General features: G+C 37.1%; 13 protein-coding genes and 1 pseudogene. All 14 read right to left on the bottom strand.

The window, feature by feature from the left end:
* Positions 1 to 141 precede the first annotated feature (141 nt).
* Positions 142 to 327: an RHS repeat domain-containing protein gene (locus D0817_RS24225; RefSeq protein WP_202866514.1), complete on the bottom strand. Its 186-nt coding sequence runs from the start codon at positions 325 to 327 to the stop codon at positions 142 to 144.
* 36 nt (positions 328 to 363) lie between these two features.
* Positions 364 to 1,059, bottom strand: a complete 696-nt coding sequence (locus tag D0817_RS24220) for a hypothetical protein (RefSeq protein ID WP_127340915.1) — start codon at positions 1,057 to 1,059, stop codon at positions 364 to 366.
* Between the two features lie 2 nt (positions 1,060 to 1,061).
* Complete coding sequence (locus D0817_RS24215; protein WP_127340914.1) at positions 1,062 to 10,853, bottom strand: SpvB/TcaC N-terminal domain-containing protein; 9,792 nt, start codon at positions 10,851 to 10,853, stop codon at positions 1,062 to 1,064.
* Between the two features lie 40 nt (positions 10,854 to 10,893).
* On the bottom strand, positions 10,894 to 12,858 hold the full coding sequence (locus D0817_RS24210) for a T9SS type A sorting domain-containing protein (RefSeq protein WP_127340913.1): 1,965 nt from the start codon (positions 12,856 to 12,858) through the stop codon (positions 10,894 to 10,896).
* 31 nt (positions 12,859 to 12,889) lie between these two features.
* Positions 12,890 to 13,621 (bottom strand): porin family protein, encoded by a 732-nt coding sequence (locus D0817_RS24205; RefSeq protein ID WP_127340912.1) that lies wholly within the window; start codon positions 13,619 to 13,621, stop codon positions 12,890 to 12,892.
* A 14-nt stretch (positions 13,622 to 13,635) separates the two neighbouring features.
* The gene (locus D0817_RS24200) at positions 13,636 to 14,334 is read right to left on the bottom strand and encodes an outer membrane beta-barrel protein (RefSeq protein WP_127340911.1); all 699 of its coding nucleotides are present in this window, start codon (positions 14,332 to 14,334) and stop codon (positions 13,636 to 13,638) included.
* A gap of 283 nt (positions 14,335 to 14,617) precedes the next feature.
* Entirely contained in the window at positions 14,618 to 15,421 is an 804-nt protein-coding gene (locus tag D0817_RS24195; RefSeq protein ID WP_127340910.1) for a PRTRC system ThiF family protein, read from the bottom strand.
* The gene (locus D0817_RS24190) at positions 15,418 to 16,134 is read right to left on the bottom strand and encodes a PRTRC system protein B (RefSeq protein ID WP_127340909.1); all 717 of its coding nucleotides are present in this window, start codon (positions 16,132 to 16,134) and stop codon (positions 15,418 to 15,420) included. Before D0817_RS24190 ends, D0817_RS24195 begins: the two co-directional genes overlap by 4 nt.
* Positions 16,131 to 17,072, bottom strand: a complete 942-nt coding sequence (locus tag D0817_RS24185; protein WP_127340908.1) for a hypothetical protein — start codon at positions 17,070 to 17,072, stop codon at positions 16,131 to 16,133. Before D0817_RS24185 ends, D0817_RS24190 begins: the two co-directional genes overlap by 4 nt.
* Before the next feature lie 26 nt (positions 17,073 to 17,098).
* Positions 17,099 to 17,275 carry a hypothetical protein gene (locus D0817_RS25760; protein ID WP_161568463.1) on the bottom strand — a complete coding sequence of 59 codons (177 nt, stop codon included), beginning with the start codon at positions 17,273 to 17,275 and terminating at the stop codon, positions 17,099 to 17,101.
* Positions 17,276 to 17,278: 3 nt separating this feature from the next.
* Positions 17,279 to 17,497 (bottom strand): PRTRC system protein C, encoded by a 219-nt coding sequence (locus tag D0817_RS24180; RefSeq protein ID WP_127340907.1) that lies wholly within the window; start codon positions 17,495 to 17,497, stop codon positions 17,279 to 17,281.
* Positions 17,491 to 18,030, bottom strand: coding sequence for a prtrc system protein e (locus tag D0817_RS24175; RefSeq protein ID WP_127340906.1), 540 nt, complete (start codon positions 18,028 to 18,030; stop codon positions 17,491 to 17,493). The genes D0817_RS24180 and D0817_RS24175 overlap by 7 nt, the downstream gene beginning before the upstream one ends.
* 4 nt (positions 18,031 to 18,034) lie before the next feature.
* Positions 18,035 to 18,241, bottom strand: coding sequence for a hypothetical protein (locus D0817_RS24170; protein ID WP_127340905.1), 207 nt, complete (start codon positions 18,239 to 18,241; stop codon positions 18,035 to 18,037).
* A 47-nt stretch (positions 18,242 to 18,288) separates the two neighbouring features.
* Positions 18,289 to 18,966 (bottom strand): annotated as a pseudogene (locus D0817_RS24165) (DUF932 domain-containing protein); the annotation flags it as partial.
* Positions 18,967 to 19,094: the final 128 nt, after the last annotated feature.

Genomic DNA, 19,094 nt, shown 5'->3' with positions numbered 1-19,094 from the left:
TTGCCATATCTTTTGTTTTAAAAACAAGTAAGATATTCTTTATAAACACTACTTTTTGAGGTGGTCACTTTGAACCGGAATCAACTGATCTCTTTTACAAGAATAGGGTGGTCACTTTAAACCGGAATCAACTGATCTCTTTTACCGGAATGGCATGCTCACTTTTGCCAGAATTTGCACGTAGGTGTGGCTTTCTTTTTTACTCTGCATGCTTTGCAGGTTTCCTGCGCGGTTATAGGTATAATTTACTACTTCGCCGTCAGGATACGTCATTTTTTGAATTCGGTTCCAGGTATCATATTTGTACTCAGAAAAATAATTCTGCACATCGGTATTTCGTAGGTAATAAACAGTGCTACCTTTCTATAAAGATTTTATAAGTTTTTTCAGATAATTACTTATAGATATCTTATTCCTCTTATCACTTTTGGTAAAAATCTGATTATCAAAAATTTCTACTGGATCAATAACAGAACCTTGTACAAATATGGCAGGTATATTAACGTTTTTACTTATCTGAAAATTTCTCCACTTTCCTTCTTTTGTATTTGAGATTATTGATTCTCCAATAATAGCAATTATTGAAAGTCTATACTTTAATACATCTTCTTTTTTTAACGTATTTAATAAATCATCTAATTTGATTAAACTATTTAAATCACTAGTCTTAAAATCAATATTGTATGCTTGCTTAAAGAAATCTATATATAGAAATCTTTTTTCTATAAAATTCAAATCCTTTATTTCTGTTTTTCTTTTAACACTTTCATTTGCTATTTCTTCGCATTTTACTTCGAAATAATTAAAATCTTCTTTATTCTGAAAAAGATAAATTTCGATTCCAATCATTTCATATATTATTCTACCATCAGCTAGCTCATATATATTGTCTCCTTTAACCTTTTTTTGAATAAAATCTTTACTACTTAATAATATTGATTTTTTATCTTTTTCCTTTAAAATAAAAAATTCAATTTCATAAAATGTCTTTTTGGTCATCTGACTATAGGTTTTTGTTATTAATAAGTTTAATAAAACAATTAAAATAATTTTTCTCATATTTATTCGTCATCTAATGTAGCTGGATCTGGATCTTGATTCTCACTTGCCTTACTATCTATATAATTTTTAGGATTTACTCCATCATAATCTCCATAATTATTGAAATCGAAAATGTTTTTAAGTCTGTCAAACGCTCCACCCTTTCCAAATTTTGGATTATCTCTATTTAGCCATTTCCTATCTGAAATAATAAAATCATTTGTTTCATCATCTATTGCTGCTGTAGATTGATATAACATTACGTTTCTTTCGGATGCATAATCTATTATTTCTTTAGAAATTTTTGTATTAGATGTTGTAATGAGAGTTAATGATGGGATACCTCCAACTTCAGTACTTACATTTACTACAGCATCAATCATTCCTGTTATTTGTCCTTTTCTATATTTTTTTGTCATGGAAGAACTGGTTGCTTTAGCTTCATAAAATGCCGGGGCAATAAATGTTCTTCCATCCGAATCAGCACCTAATCTTTCAGTTACGCCATCTGGTCGCACAGATCCTGGTAATCCTTTATTCATTTTAACTCTCACAGCAGATGGAAAATTAATACTTTGATTATGACTAACTTCATACTGTGTGGTCTGCAATGATGCAATTACTAATCTTTCAAAAAAAGCTCCTATTCTTTGGTTTCCATGCATTCCTAATTTGTTTGCAAATATCCTAAAGCTATAAGATGAAACTGGCACTGGGTCCATTCCATCTGGATCAATCAGATTTATCGGGTTATTAAATGTATACACATATGATCCTACATTTGGATATTTCTGCATCATTGGATCAACATTCAACCATAAGCTAGTTTTGGAATCATAATAACGAGCGCCAAAATACGATAAATTGGTTTCTCGGTCAAGTTCTTTTCCGTTGAAAAGATATGGTGACGAAAACGAGCTGGAATGCTCCTCAAACAATATCTCTCCAAAGGCAATGTACTCGACATGCTGGCTAATGCTTCCGTTTTTAGATGTAATATACGAAGTGCTTCCCAAATGATCCGGATGAAAATAAAAAATATCATTCTCCGGCAATCCAATTCCTGTAAAACCTTCTCCGGCTTTTACTATTGCAGGTTCTATTGGTGGGCCAAATTGGACCGGTGGTCCCGGCACATCGCCTGGTGTGTTAAACACAGGATTTCTTGGCCAACCCTCTGGTGGTTCCTGATTTTCTTCTACTGGTTTAAGTGCTTCACTTGGATACGGGTCACCCGTAAATTCAGGAGTTGCATAAATTCCCTGCTGGGTAGGTGGTCCCGGAGGTATGCCTAAACTTTTTACATATGTATCTAATGCTTTTTGCTGTTCAGTGGTAAGCCTGGTGTAATTTATACCTCCTGCTGTTATACCTAATGGTTGTGCAAAAGTTCCATTGCCTAACTTACTTACTATCCGTCCGGCTCCCTCAAAATAATGTTTGGTAAACTTTCCTTTACTTATTACGAAGTACGGACTCAAATAGCCTGTATAATCATCAGTATGAACAATAGTCGCAGCAGTTTCGCCATTAATGGCGACATTTTGAGAATCTCCTGAACTTTTAATTACTCTTTCTCCCGCTGCATCATAAGTATATTGGTGAATTCTTCCATTGTCATTAATTCCCATCAAACGATTTTCTTCGTCCCAAGTCATTTTTCTGAAGCTCTTCTCTTCTGTATAACTTGTCGGATTTCCGTTACCATCATATACATATTGTCTTGGTTCCGATTTTCCCGTTTCAGTAATTTTGTTTGGTGCGTTAGGGTGTAATTCGTTATCGTAATTATAGTCTAATATATATCCTTTCTGTTCATTTTTTACAGTTTGTACCAAGTTTTTGTTGGTAATATTATGCATTTTGTTGTATCCCATATTCAGTTCATAACTGGCTTTGGTAAATTCGCCCTGATATGTTGCTTTAGCCGATTTTAACCTATAAAAATCATCATATTGGTATTCATGATTGGATGTTCCTCCCAATGTATTGTTTACAATTGGGGCAATGTTTTTAATTCCTAATACATTTCCAACTAAATCATAACTGTAGCTGTTATTCATTACTTGTCTCACACCACTTTTTACCTGCAATTGCTGTAATCTTCTCGTTACAGGATCATATATATAATTAGTTTCTGTGTCGTTTCCGTACTTTAAGTATGTACGTTGTTCGAATTCATCATACCCCAGTTGTTTGATATAATCATATTTATGACTTTCTTTTTTACCCTGCATGCTCTGCAGATTTCCTGCACGGTTATAAGTATAATCTACAACTTCACCATCAGGATACGTCATTTTCTGAATACGGTTCCATGTATCGTATTCGAATTGTGAAATATAGGTTTGCACATCAGTTGGCGTAATACGGAGCGTACGGATTTCTTTTTCTATTTCTCCTAATTTCCCATAAAAGAACTCCTGTCCACCGCTGGCATCCTGCACAAACCACAATCTGCCTCGTCTCGACGCTGTCCCATCAGCTTTGCCATAATTATATTGCACATTGTTTTGCGGGTTTTTAGGATATTTTATACTTTCTAAGCGATTGTAATTGTACTCGTATTGGATCGCACCACCATTAGGAACGGTATTTTTAATATCCTGTGTAATACGAGAAGTCAAATTACCCGCTAAATCATATTGCATGGTTACCTTTCCTGCATCAGGATGGTCAAACTCAATACGTCTGCCTAACCAGTCGTAACTGCTTTTAGTAATATGATCCATAGCATCGGTTACTTTTATTGTTTCACCAAATGCATTGGTTTCAAACTTGGTTAGCAAATCATTCTGCATACTTGCCATGTTTTGACCTGTCGCATCTGTATACGTCGTACTAGTATTATTTAGAGCATCTGTTTGTGTGGTGCGCAAAGCAGGCATTCCTTCATAATTTTCTAACGCAAAAGTGGCAGTGTTGGTGGTCCCGTCAGGCAAGGTTACTTCTATGGCGCGACCTACTTCATCATAAGCTGTTTTAGTTGGCGGATCGGTTGATACTACGACACTAAAATTAGCATCTACTGTAGTCGTTGTTGTTGGATAATAACTCTTTATTGGTCTTCCTAATCCGTCATAAATTATTTTTCCTGAAACTATTTGCGCATCCTTATCCGGACTTCCTGCCACAGTAAATAAACTTGCTGTTTTTTTAACCTGCAGAGCTCTTCCTGTTCCATCAGCATAGATATAGGTTTCAATATCTTTATCTAATTCCGGATCATAATTTCTTGTTTTGGCATATGGAACCTTTGCCTGCGGGAAATATTCATAGGCTATCGTATACGGTTTACCCGAAGCAATTTCGTAAGGTGCTTTTATAGTTGATGGGCGTCCCTTAGCATCTAATGTATAAATAGTACTTTGATCATTACGATCGGTCGTTTTTAATGGCGCCCCAAAACGATAATCAAATTCTATTTTGTTTTGATACCCAAAGGCATCTTTGATTTCGGTCATATACTGATGGTTTTCGGCATCAAAAGTATATTCCAATGTCATACGTTGTGCTTTGTAGTTGGCAGGTCCTGTTATTTTTTGCAGGTTGCCATAACTATCATAGCTAATATCAGTAATCGCAATTTTATCCGCAGCACTGTAGTTTTTAATCTGCGTTACTTCGGCAGTTGTGGTATTGATTGTTGTGGCTCTTTTACGGCGCGGTCCTTCAGTTGTTAAAACTTCTAACTGTTTTGGAATCCCACCATAATAAGGAGTTGTACTTTCGTAATAACTAATTTTTGCTGTTACTTTTTTATCAGCAGAACCATTTCCTAAATCTTGATATTGAATGATGTTCCCGTTGGCATCATACGTATTAAATGTATTGGTTTCGAGATAATCGCTGCCGCCTTCATACATTTTTTGGTTCGCATGTATCAGTCCAACAAAAATACGTTTGGCGTCGCAAACCGGTAAATTCAAATCAGAAACCGATACGCTTGTCTGCGTCGCTACATCAATAAAACTATATTCGTTTACTGACTCCTGACGCATTTTATTGTTTTTATCTAAGGAATAAGAATTTTTTAAAAGATTTTTTCGAAAATAATCCTGATTGTAAAATTCTTTGGCGGAAGTCGAAAAAATTGTATTGTCAGCAGCATTGATCTGTTCCTGAATTACTTTTGCGAAACCGTAAAACTCTCTTTCACGACGATCGTAATAACCGTCTTGATATTTAAATTTTGCAATAGAGTGATCAATACCATCACCAACATGGCCGTCAAAAATATCAATGGATTGCAGCACCCATTTTGCAGAAGGGTTTTCATAACTTGGTTTTACTAATTCATAATCTACGACATAACTATTTCCTGCACCGTTTGCAACGCTTTTTAATTTGTTGGTTCTTTTGATGTTCGAAAGACGCACTATCAAATGATCTTCATCATCAGACAAAACATAATCCAGATTTCCGTCTCCATCCATGTCATTAAAAGTAGCTTCGGTACGATTGGTACTAAAACCTGTTGAGCCTCCGAGACTAGGGGTAATCCTAATTAGGAAAATAGGAATATCGTAGCTAAAACCTACATTCATACCATAATTGGTGCTGTTGTTTTCGTTCATCCTTGAGAATTTAGGATAAGCAATAGGAGTCATAAAACTATCTCCCATATTGAGTGCCACCATCATCTTCCCATCGGTATATTCCACTTTATCAGCCAGTCCGTCTGAGTTAACATCCAGCATTAAAGTATTAGAATTATCTGTTCCTTTCCCATAATTGAATCCACCGGTAAACGATCCCCCTTTATAAGACATACCGCTTGAGGGGCTAATAGCCCAATTTTCGGATACTCCAGTGGCAAGCCCATCAAAATTCCATTTTTCTTCCGGTAAAAATCCGTAACCTGAGTTTAAGGCTACTTCTCCTGTTTTCTTGATTCTGTCAGCAAGCCCGTCTCCATTGATATCAATATGCATGTACTGGGATTCATCTTCGTTCTTTCCTAAATTACCGGACAGTGACATGGTTGCAGAAATACCTGTTGCTTCCTGTTCTGATCTAATCTCATTTACCATTGAACAATTGCTGTCTGAAACCGATACAAGTTTCTGAACGGTTTTGGTAAAGGCATGCGAATAACTTCCATCAGAACTAATTCCGTCTGATTTACTCTCTCCATGACTGTAATTGTAAATCTGCGTTGTTTTACTACTGATACCTCCTGTTGGAGAAGTAAACTGCACTTCTTTTCCACGCACATAATCCGGAAAACGGTCACCGTTAAAATCGGCCATGGTCTGGGTAACATAACTTTTTCCTTCACCTTTACTGCCGCCCGGCCCAAGCGGCCCTACTTTTAGTCCGGCTGAATAACTGGTGCTTTCATTCTCACTTAAGATGTTCAGTGCCATAGTACCGCCGCCGTCCAGACTTGGCAGACTTGCATCAAAATATGACGCAATATCATCTTCTCCAAGACGGGAAGTTCCCATAAATCTACTGTCTATAAAAGTGGTTTCTTCCAGACCAATCATATTGTTTTTACTATAGCTGCTCTGCATACTTACAAAGTAAACTTTCGCAATATCATAACCTTGCTGTTCTGTTTCTGATTGGTTGTCCGGATCTAAGTTGGGTTCTGCGTTGTATGTATCGGATGTTTTTAATTGTGAAACTGCTACTAAATCAGATGCAAAAGTTCCTGTATTATTGATCACAAAACCTCCCCATTCCCTATGCCCTAATCCCAGCTGCAATTCTTCTGTATAAAAATTAGAATAGACAGCATATTGGTTTGTATCTGCTGTCCATAAACCCAGGGTATCATTTTGTACAGTTAAATAAATCGGCATTTGAAAAAGAGCCACACACTGCTGTGTTACCTCATTACTTTCTAAAACAGGAATACTGATTTCTAAATCAATGGGCTGATCTTTTAGTACCGCAGTAAATAAAGCTGCCGGCTCTGTAACACTTAAATCTTCTATCAAAACAGCATTGACCATTTTGTAGCGTTTGCGAGCTACCAATTGATTATTCTGTTTTGCAGTAATGATAACTGCACCGTTTAGTTTTGATCTTAGATTATTAAATCCTGCCGGAAGCAGATTAAGATCGGTAAGGGCTAAATTAAGGGCTAAAACTCCGTCAATACTGGAAGCTTTTCTCTGAATAATATAATCTCCTTTTCGTTTTTTATAGCGTTTCAAGAACACATCTATTTTTTTATTCTCTGATACTGCAGGTGCTATTGCAGGCATATTTATCGAAGGATTAAAAGAAATCGTGTTCCAATTGATATTGGTCTGGCTCTCTAAAACAAAACGAATCTGCGAGGTAGCACTGTTGTTTACAACACCAATAGTGCTTAGGTCAAAAGAAACGGCTTCATTTGCATTAAACTGTTTCTGATAAAGAACGGTTTCAAGTGCTCCTGTATCCAGGTCTTTTCTGAAAATCTTAAGGGTAACATGATCCGAAGTAATGGGCTTTACAAAATTCCCGGCAAATGTAATACTGCCATTAGAAACCAATAAACCTGAGTTTGTACTGCTTAAAAAGTCTTTTTCTGCATCGTAATTTTTCAATGAATATAAGTTGGCATCTACAGCATTATCTGGTATGGGAACTAAACTTCCTGTATTATCATTTATGGTTATATAAGATATTTTCGGACTCCAGAGAACCTGGTCAAAACTTCCATCAAAAAGAGAACTTACTCTAAAAAATAATTTCTCACCTTTTGTTACTGTTATTAAATCTTCTTTAGATTTACTGATATAGTCATCTGCGGCAATAGATTGTTTCCATACTAAACCATTTCCTTTCTGGAAAAACAACTGTACACCATCGGCTTTATCTTTTCCATCATTGGTTAGATATTCTGTTCTTTCTTTAGATACGTCTTTTTGCAATTCATAAGTATGCGATACCTGAATCTGTCCGGTTACAGGCGCTTCCCACATACGTACCACGTCATGCAGTGGGTTTTTTACCTGCATTTCTTCAAAAGTCATTGCCGGAGCCGGAAAACTTAAAGTAAGCTCTCCATCTCCCGAAACCGGAGAAGGTGTTCCTGTACTTCCGAGCTTAAAAGTAGGCACCCCATTAACTAATCGGTTGTAATATACCTGCCCGTTATTGGCAAAATCTACTAATCCGTCACCATTAAAGTCCATAAAATAACTTTTGGTATTGCTCTTCGAATATTGTTTGTCAAAACCGACATTGGCACTGACTTTTGAGTATCCTATCGTTAAATCTACTCCCCAGTTGAAAGTTTTGCTCGATGAATTTCCAATATTGTTTAATGATATCTCCTGAATTTCACCAAAAGAATTAGAACCTTGGTTTGAGAGATTTTTTCGGTAATAAACGTTATCTCCTTTTCTAAACACTTTATCCGGCAGCTGATCACCATCTAAATCTTCTAAAGTAACTATAGTTTCAGATGACCCCCAGCTGTTTCCTCCATGCGCACCTACCGTGTTTTGTTTGAAATTTCCGGAATCAGTTGACAAACCAACTCCAATTCTATAATTAATTCCACCTGATTTACCGTTAGAACTATTACCAAGCGTATGCTTACCCGAAAGATCTATATTCGGTAAAATATTATTTTTTAAATTATCATCGGGCACACTCCAAACCTGTTCCGGTCCGAAAGGATTATATTTCCCTGAAGCATCACGCACATCATCAAAATAATCTAAGGTATTAGTGTAAAATAATTTAGATTCAGAATCGTATTCTGAAATCGATTTTAATAAGGTTTTCTTAAAAGCTCCTTCTTTATAATTCAGTTCATAACTACGAACCATTTGATCTTTGTAACGAACTTCAATTTTTCTTAATAACTGATTGTTCAATTGTCTGAAACCTAACCTTGCCGAAACTTGAACGTCAGATCGGTTTGCTTCTCCTAAATCAGAGTTTTTTATGAAAGTAACATTGTAGTTCCCTTTTGTTGCACCAAAACCAGTATAGTATACTTTTTTAAGATAGAGTTCCCCATCTTTTTTATCATATTCATATTCGACGGTATTTCCTTTTAAATCAACCTGAAGACAAAGTGCCCACTGTCCGATGTTACCAGATCCATCCTGCAAAATTCCTGCAGTTGCAAGTCCTGAGGCAGTTCCTCCGTAATAACTCGCTACACCACTTTTGTCTTTTACTACCCAATAATAATTTTTAGGAGATGATCCTTTTCGAATAATCTGCTGAAAAGCGCCTTCGCGTCTTGGATAAAATTGTTTATCGGCAGTTCTTGAAGTCCATTCTGCTCTATGCGAATTAGGAATCAGTTGTTCTCCGGCAATAGTATATGTTTCGGTTTCCTGTGCTGCATCATATCTTGGCGCTCCCCAACGGGTATCTATACTTACTGCAGGCGTGGAAATATCCCAGCCCATACCAGCCCAACTGTGTCCGCCATCACTGTCATACTGTAAATTAAGCGAAGGCTGCATGCCGCCTCTTCCGCCAGGAATTACGATTGAAAATCCGGTACTTGCTGTTCCTCTTCCATTTGCAGAAGGAGGTGCTATGGACTCAATTCCAACGAGTGGGCTGGCTGCTTTTAGATCTTTTATGCTTGTTGGAGTATAGCCTGAAGTTTCCGGAGATTCCGGCATTTTGATGATTCCGGCAATAAAATCGGTAAAGTGAGTGGTTTTCGCCTTAATGATTCCCTGCTTTATATCCAATGAATCTTTGGTTACTTCTTGCCATAATCTTTTATTCTCATCAAAATAAAACACATTGATGTCTTTTTCGGTATAACCTTCCGGGATTGCTTTTTTGTCATACGGTAATGATAACGTTACTGCTTTTTCAAAAATAGTTCCGTGTGGCAACAATCGGAATCCTGCATTGGTTCCGGTAACATTGACCATCGCGGAGTTTAGCGGAGCAAGGTCTATTTTTCGCAGTCCGCTCACAGAAACAGCTATATTATTTTTTAAGGCTCCAACGGGAAAAGAAGCTAAAAATTCTTTGTAAGCTAATTTGTTTTCGGTTTGAAAATCAATTGTTTTGAAAATGCGCTCTTTGGCATTTTCAATAGGTCTGAAAGCGGCAACTTTTAAAAAATGTTTTAATTCTAATTTTTCATTAACGATAACTCCGCTTGTTGTTTCTTTGGTCACAACAATAGAATTTCCGGTGACTGCAGCATCTAATACTAATTCAAATTCAGGCTGACTCATATCAATGGCAATCCCGCCAATACTCATTTTTTTTATCTGAGAAGGAAAATTGGTTCCTTTGATGTAAAGTTTATTTTCTGATTTCAATAACGTAAAGTCGGTTGAAGGTAGTGCCGATTTATAAACAATACGAACATTCCTGATCTTATATGAATTTTCAATACCTTGCGGAGCGGTAAACAACAACACGTTATCTCCGGCGCGCAGTGATTTTTCAGAAAGCAGTTCGGATTGTTTGTTCCAGTTTTTATTTTGAGATAAAAACTGCCCACCAATACTGGGCTGATTGTTTAAACTTCTTGAAATCGAAGCCGCCTGATCGTATCCGTATAATTCATATTCTAGATAAACACTTTCTTCATTGGATGGTAAAACATCGACTTTAAGGTGAAAAACATTATCATAGGCATCATCAACATCTTCTGTGCTTGCAACGCCAATAATTCCCTCGGGAATATCTGCCGAAAATGATTTTGTGCTTTTGGTTTCGTTTTTAGCAATAGCTATCGAATCTGTTTTAAAAGCAGCTGATTCTTTTTCGGAAGCCGTTTCAGTAAATAAAGATGCTATTTTGTACGGTCCAAAGTTTGCGGCAAACAAAAATGAGCCTATTAATAATACCAGTATTATAATTTTATTTTTCATAAAGCAGGTTAATCGATTATGGGAATCGTTTATATTTACATTATTTCACAATAACTTTAAAAGTTTTTGTTCCAAATTCTGAACTAACAGACACCAGATACATTCCAGATGCACTATTGATCGTATCCTCATACAAATAAGTTTCAATTTGAGTAAGGTGTTTTTGTTTTACAAGAGCTCCTGTTAGATTGTAAATGCTAATAGTTGCATCTGTCTTGTGCGGGTATTGCATAGCCACAGAAAAATGACCGTCTGTAGTTGGGTTTGGATATAAAATCAGAATATTTGAATCGGTAATTTCTTTTCCGTCCGTAGCGATAGCAATCTTGGTAGCCGTTTTACAATCCTGACCATTTACCAATCGCAGTTCGTAATTACCCGGCTGATCGACCAGTATTTTTGCGCTATTGTCTATAAAATTGCCTTCATAAAACCACTCATATTGATAATTTTCTGCTGGTAAACCTGCACTGGCATCCAATACTAAAGCATTTCCATTGTTTAATACATAATCGGGTTTTAAATTCGGAAATGTTCCCTGCTTATCCGCCACAAAGACGGTTTGGGAGTATAAATTACCTTTTGCGTCCCTAACGATATAATCATACGTTCCCGAGGAAAGCTGCACTCCGGTAGTACTTTTTGCGGCCTGATTCCACTGTTTTACTACCACATCGCTGCCTTCTTTTTTAACGGTTACGGTAAAGGGAGCTTCGCCGCCTTCAATGGTATAATTTAACTGACCGGATCCTGATACGCCACAAGTGGCTTCCGTAATCCAGACCCTGCTGAACATTTCGGGTGCGATTTTTATTGTAAACCTGGTTTTTCCTGTTTTTTGTTTGTCCCAGTTAAAATCGTTTAGAACTAATTTTTCTGTACTTGACGTACTTGCCAAACGAATATATTCCGAATCTTTTTCGTCATAGGTTCCTTTTCCTGAATAATCAACGAGCAACCAGTAAAAAGTATCTTTGGGTAAAGTGCCTTTTATAAAAACAGGATTAAAAGACCAGTCCAGGCTTAAGTCAGCAGGGTTTATAAAGTCCAATTGCCATTCTCTTGAAATTCCAATCGGTTCTCCCTGTTCTTGTTTTTTGACTAATAGATTTTTTCCGTTATCACTCCAAAAAACGAAGTAGTTGTTCGGTATTATATTGGATTTGCTTTTGAGTTCCATGGTCAACAATCCCTCATCGATCATATTACTGCTTTTGGGCTGTAACAATCCGCTGGTGTCATCTCTTCCTATTCCGGTAATGGAGGAGTCAAAACCTTTATGCTGGTCGATATCCCAGATAGTTTCTCCCTGACTGTTGAGATAGTTCTTAAAATCATATTGCGAAAGCGAAATACCATATTTGATTCCGAGATAACTGGCTACTTTTTGAGTTTCTTTACCGGATAAAACTCTGTTGTACACCAGAATTTCACTTATATTTCCTTTAAACTCTTCCGGTGGAAGTTTTTCAAATTTAGTTTTCTGTCCGATAGTTAACGAAGACAGCTTTGCAACGCTGTCGGTAACATTCTGCTGAAAAAAATGAATATTAGCTTTATGCGGTTTTATCTTTTCCTGATACGATTGATAGGAATTTTTTTTTAAGTCAACCAAACGCTTATTGGTCGCAACTGAAAGTGTTTTTTGAGGATCATTGATCGTCCATAAAAATTGTTCTTTCAAACTGTCTTTTACTTTATAAACCATAAATAAGGTCTGACGTCTTTTACTTTCTATGCCCAAAGGTAAGATCAGGGAATCCTGAGCCGTATCAAAAACAATACTTGGGTTGAAATTAAAAGCTGATCCTTTTTGAGTATTACTTGGTATTTTACCTTCTCTTTTAGTGAGACTTTCCCAATAATAAGTGTCCCCGTTAGTTCTCGATTTAATCCAAAAATCAGGTTCCTGAACATTGCCAGGTACTATTTTTTGCTGAGAAAAAACCAGATTACTTGCCGATAGACTTATAAAAACCAATGCTAAAAAAATCTTTCTATACATAATTTTCTATGTTTTAAAATGATATCTACTCTTAGAAGTTGGCCAGATCATCAAAGTTAAAAGAGTATCCAATAATGAGTGAAATACTATTTATTTTGTTTTTATTTTCGCTGTAGCGATGCCCGTTTTCTTCTGTTGTCAAAGCATCAGTAAGTCCTAAAGTATATCGGGCTCCAATAGATAAGTTAGAACTGAATTCATATCCTGCAGACAGCATTCCGTAAAAATAATTTTTACCCGTAAGGGATTCTTTGAGTACTTTTTGCACATTGGCATCCGGTTCAAAATAAGTGCCTGAATCAGCAAATATTTCCTGTGCATTAGAGGTGTATTTGATATTATCGCTGGCAATATTAAATCCAACATAAGGACCAGCTCCTATATAAAATCCTTCAACCGGATAATATTTGAACTGCGCACCAACGTTGATATAGCTGTAACCAAAAGTCATTTTGTATTTTAAACCTTTGATGTCTTCATAATTTAAATCGGTACTTTGGCCTGAATAAGAGATTTCAGTCTGGATTGCTACATTTGCATACAGATATTTCCAATTGATTACAAGACCTGCCGTTGCTCCAAATTTCCCTTCTTCTTTTAAGGTATAGCCTTCATAAATTCCTTTTGGAACTATCACATCGGGAAGATTTGACATTTTAGAATAAATGCCACCGCCAAAAAGGCCATACGTAATTTCTCTGTCACCTTGTGCAAACAAAGATTTTGTGCTCACTAATAGTAGAAGCAAAATAATTTTTTTCATGTTTTTTATTGAAATTACCATTGATGAAAACTGTAGCCTAAAGAAAAACTAAATACCCCGCTTTTGTTTTGATTTTCGATAAACTGAAAAGAAGATGCATTACTTTTCACTACATCTTTTACGCCTAAATAATAGCGCAAATCGAAGTGGATACTCTGATGCAGTTCATAACCTAGCGCAAAGCACAAGGAGAAATCGTCTGCACCGTCCAGACCATCCTGATAGAATTGTCTGGTGGCAACATCGTACATTCCGCCAGCCTCGTTAGAGGTATAAGTAATATTGTTGGGAGATAAACTGATGCCGTAGAAAGCACCAAATCCTAAATTTAATCCTTCGAAGGGGTATACTTTATATAAAGCTCCGATTTCCAAATAGGAATAATGTAATCCTAATTCAAATTCCTTGCCTGTAGTATCGTGATAATTGACAGTTTGAGATGACTGTCTGAATAAAAGTTCCGGCTGAATGGCTACACGTGTATCGTAAAGTTTGCAATTCATAAAAAAACCGCCTTCGATACCGTAACCGCCTTTGCTTTCCATAATGCTGTTATCAAAAGTGTTATCCCGTCCTTTAATACTTTCGGGTAAATTATTGATTTTAGAATAAATTCCTCCGAGTTTTAATCCGTAGGTGATATTAGTCTCATTTTGTGCATGAGCAGCGTTAAAAAAAGAGCAAAATATTAATAAGTGTAATAGTACTTTCATTCACAAAAATTTTTGCGAATATATGTATTAATTTCTGATTTTTATCTTTAAAAAATAGACAAAAGGTAATTTAAATCGCTGATAAGACACTAACATCTATCTAAACCCTATAGACGTGTTTGTCGATTAATACAGATGTCTGAAAATAAAAATACTAAAACACACAAACATCATTAGCTATATTGCGATTGCGTAATGAGCAATATAGCTAATGATGTTGTTCCGTTTTAAAGCGCCCCGCAATTGCCCGACCAGAGGAAGCCCAATTGCGGGGCGTCGGGCATTAGCCTACCGCTATAGGTTCTAACCTAAAAGTGCCAAGATTCAGAAAAAATCCTCTCTGGGCAGTCATGCCTTCACGAAATAATTTCCATAGTAGTGATGCCCCCATACTGGCAAGTGTGCTGTTGATAAACAAATCCTGCTTTTCGAGTGCCTCGGCAAGGGAACAGCTCGGCTCATTGTTATCTGTCTGCGCCATTAGTAATTCCTTAAATTCGTCGGTTAGCATCGGAAGACTGGTTACAGTCCTGTATAGTTTGGAATCAGGCTGTTTGATTTCGCTGATTGTTGAGAGTATAGCTTGTCCTGTATTTTGGGCGTTGCCGATATCAAGCCAATAGAGCGATTTGGTACGCTCAAAATCGCTGTTTCCATTACTATTTAGCAGGAAATTTGCAATATCAAAACGTGCCAATATAGTATCAACACAACTAATGTAAATATTTGCTCTGCCACGATTGGGCAGGGATTTCAGATTCGTTGTTGAAAATTGCTCGGTTACCGCTTTCCAATTCGTTCCGAAAAAGCGATTCGTACGATTTATAAGTGCTACAGCTTTGGGAAGTCCAACCTCAGTATCTGCAAAAAGCTGTCGTCCCTGATTGGCTTTGGTAATCACATCACCATCAAATAGATTGACCTGCAGTCCGGCATGACCCAAGGCTATAAGGCTGTGGTTCATTCTTGCGAGTTCAGTGATCATCCTGCTTCCTGTTCCTCCTGCGCCAACAAGGTTTACCGTTATTGGATTGGTTGGATTTATCAGGTAATTGTGCGTATAATGCATGGTCTTTTGTGTGTTCATGATAGTATCTTTTTAATTGTTAAACCATTTTTGAGTAGGGATTTTATGGGAAACGGTTTATCGCGACCCACCAATTTCTGCCAAAGCTGTATGATGTTTTCTTTTATAGGACTTGCATTTCCAATCAAATGACTGAAATAGCTGTTAAAAAAATACTGTTCCCAAGATTGCATGAATTCTTCCAAATGACAGTCTGACTTTATATTAACCGATACGGTTCCCATGCAGACCCTGCCATCGGTGTATAAATTAAAAAACGGCGCATGATAAAGTGCAGTTTGTTCTTTTATTTCCGTTTGGGTGTCCATTGCATAAATGTACAGCGTGTTTTTAGTGGCTTTCCATAACAAGGGGGGTACAAATGCTTCACCGTTTGCAATCCCTAAACCCTCTGTGAAAAACAAACTGACTTTTTGGGCAGGGGTGTACCAAATGGCAGAACCATCATGCTCGGGATTCAAATGCAGTACATTTTTTGGAAGCAGTCCTGATGGTTTTAGAAATTTACGTGTGAGTTCTTCTGAAGTATCAAGGGCACTGGCAAGCTGTGTGCTTTCTTTAAGGCTTAAGGGATGGGCGTTTATGGGACAGCCATTTTTATCCATATCATAGGCTTCCACATAAATGGATTTTTCAACGGAGTTTTTCTGATAGACCACAAAGGCTTTTACAGGATTGTACAATGTCCCGAATTGTTGAGTTATATCTTTCATGTCATATTATTTAAAAGGGTGCATAAATCATTTAAAAGAGGAAACATCCTGCACTCGAAATCAAGTGCTTTATGGGTTAACTCATTTTCAGAATCATAGATTTGCAGGAGTGTCGGCTCTTCTATTTCGGAGCATTCGTTAAATTCATCATTGATTACCCGTGCAATATTCTCATAAAGCGCTCCATCGGTGTCTGCTATAAAAGAAATGTACTGTTCTGCCCTTATAATCCCTTCATCGCTTTCAAACACCCGATTTGATGTATTTTGAAAAATAGTGCCCGCAGGATATTCGAGCATTAATGTCAATGCTTGTTTGGCAATACACAGACAGTCTTTTTCGAAACTGTTATTGAATTTATAACTGCCTATGCGTTTTTCAAAGACACTCAGATGATAAGGATTGTACATTTTACGGTGCATAACATCTCCACAGTAAGAAGCCGTGTTTAATTCTGAAATCATGCTGTTTCCATCTTCGGACTCTTCATCCTCCAATTCATCAATCATCCATTCTTCCATACATTCATAGTGGTAAAACAGATAACTGCTGTCTTCCCTGTAATACGGAATCCCTGCAATATGGTACAGATAGGCAAAAATAGAGAGCAGTAATTCTGCGGTTTGTTTCTGTTTCCTTTTTTGTAATAGTCGGTACACGGGCAGTACAGGAATGTAGTAAAGCGTATTGCACGTGTTATAAATATGCTTGGTTGCTAATTTTACACAGCCATTATTACACTGCATAATGGACAATTCAATATCGCGAACCAAACTGTTCAACTGCTTCTGAGCATCGCAATGTGCTAATAATATATTATAGGGATAGGATTTGCCTGTAGTATCCAAAACCTCAAAACCATACAATCCTGTCAGGATAGCAAGAGAATTTAAAAAATCATTTTCTACCTGAAATTGGTCGGGTATTTTTTTACTCATTTCGAACAATGGCAGAAAAGAATGTCTTAAAAAACCATCGGCAGGAGTTCGAGCGGAGCGGAACTGTTCGGGTTCTTTTTTACTTGGTACGCATCGGGCAGTCGGTCTGTATTTTCTGCGAATTCCCCTAACTGTCTGTATAGTCTGCATAACTTTTTGTTTTTGGGCAGTTTGATATTGCCTGTTATAGTTTTTGTTTTCATGGTTTATCCTTTTGTGCCGATCTGAGATACAAATTTGTACTGCACGGCATCGTCATTTATAACAGGTCCTTCTATGGATGCCGTGGTTAAAATCGGATAGGTATGCGCATAAAAATTGAGTACCGCTTCGGGGCTGAATGATGGCGATGGGTCGGCGAGTTTTATATCTACTTCTTTATCCCTGAAGATAAAAATGCGCTCTAAGGTGGTGGCTGTTAACATGGCTCTTCGGTTTTGGGGTCATTGAAAAGGTCTATCGGGAACTTATCAGAAAGCTCAGCTTTGCGGGCGTGAATAATGTCCTTATATTCAGGATACAGGTCAGCGGGAGGCACTTTCATCCATGCTTCTTTAAATTTACCTGCCGTTTCGAGTTCGTCTGCTTTTTTCATGGCTGATTCGTATTGTTTCTGCAATTCGGATTTCTCCTTATCTCTTTTCAGAATGTCGTCTTTTTCCATTTGAGAATGTATTTTTGCCTGCTCTTTTTCTTTAAGGAACTGCTCCATATTGGCAAAAAGCATTGCCGTATCTTTTACAGGCTCTGTAATGGCTTCAAAAAATCCGTTGTCGAGTTCCTCTGGCGTACCTTTGAGCAGAATAGGCGGTACTTTTTTACGGGCATCATCACCAATGGTATCATTAAAGAACAGCACCGAAACAATGAGTTTTTCTGTATCTTCTTTGGCTATGTTTATTTTCCAGTTCCCTGCTACCTGCAGGGAAAGGATTGATTTAAAAAAATTGGTTTCCATTGCTTTACTGTTTAGTTTGTTGTACATCTAAATTACTGATTTTCATTAGCTTCTCATAAAGATCCTGCCAATAGACTTGTCGTTTGCGGTCAAACTCTTCAAAGCGTTTATCGGTATGGGAAAAATTCCTGAAATAATCTGCCTGCTTTATCGTTTCGGCTAAATTGGTAACCTCAAATTTTTCTCCGTTTTTATCTTCTATCTGTATCATGATGTCAGGGTTTAAAAGGACAGGCAGGTTATGCCTGTCCTGATTAGCTAATTCAGAATCAAAGCGTCTGAGCCTTTATTTGCAAAATCCACACAAAGTTTAAAAGCAGACTGTGTGCGAATCTGTCCTGTACCACCCATCAAAAGGGAAGTTAATTTAGCCTCTTCATCTTTGTAATTTCTAACATTCTGAAAATATCCTGTGATTGCATTGTAAGCCCCAAAAACAGTCCCTTTGGTGGTGTCCATCAGTTGTGTAGGGTTGCTCATGGCATATTCAAATGCGTTATCGACCATATTGGTAAAACAAGTAGATAATTCGTCTTCCCTTCCATTTTGTATAGTTTTGAGCACTTCTTTACTCGGAACAAGGGCGGACTGTATTAGTTTTTTCACTTCATTGTCCGTTATTCGGATTTTTGTCCAATGGTTAAAAATGGATTCCATTTGCGAAGACAGCATATCTGATATACCCATTACTTTGTGTGCCTGTTCCAAACGCTGTTTGGCATTTGAGGTATGGCGAATACGCACGGTATTGGTCTTATTGTTCATAGCGGCATTCAGGGTATTGTTGCATACGATACGTATGGGGGTGAATGCTGCGGTTATGCTTCCGCTTCCGTCATGGGAAGTGGTCAGGAAAAGATATTTTTCAATCAAATCATCGTTACCAACCCTTATATAATCGGGCAGTTTTGCCGTTATAAAGATGCGTTCCCCGTTTTTATGTAAAGCTTTACATAACAATGGTTATGGAAAGTAAAAGATTATGTAAAATAGTCTGTGTCAATCTGTTCTTTTAGCTGTAGCTACACAATGTGTATTCTATTTTACTTTACATTATTTTGTTG

It is taken from the genome of Flavobacterium cupreum (assembly GCF_003996965.1).
GTDB lineage: Bacteria > Bacteroidota > Bacteroidia > Flavobacteriales > Flavobacteriaceae > Flavobacterium > Flavobacterium cupreum.
This window is presented reverse-complemented; position numbering and strand designations above follow the sequence as displayed.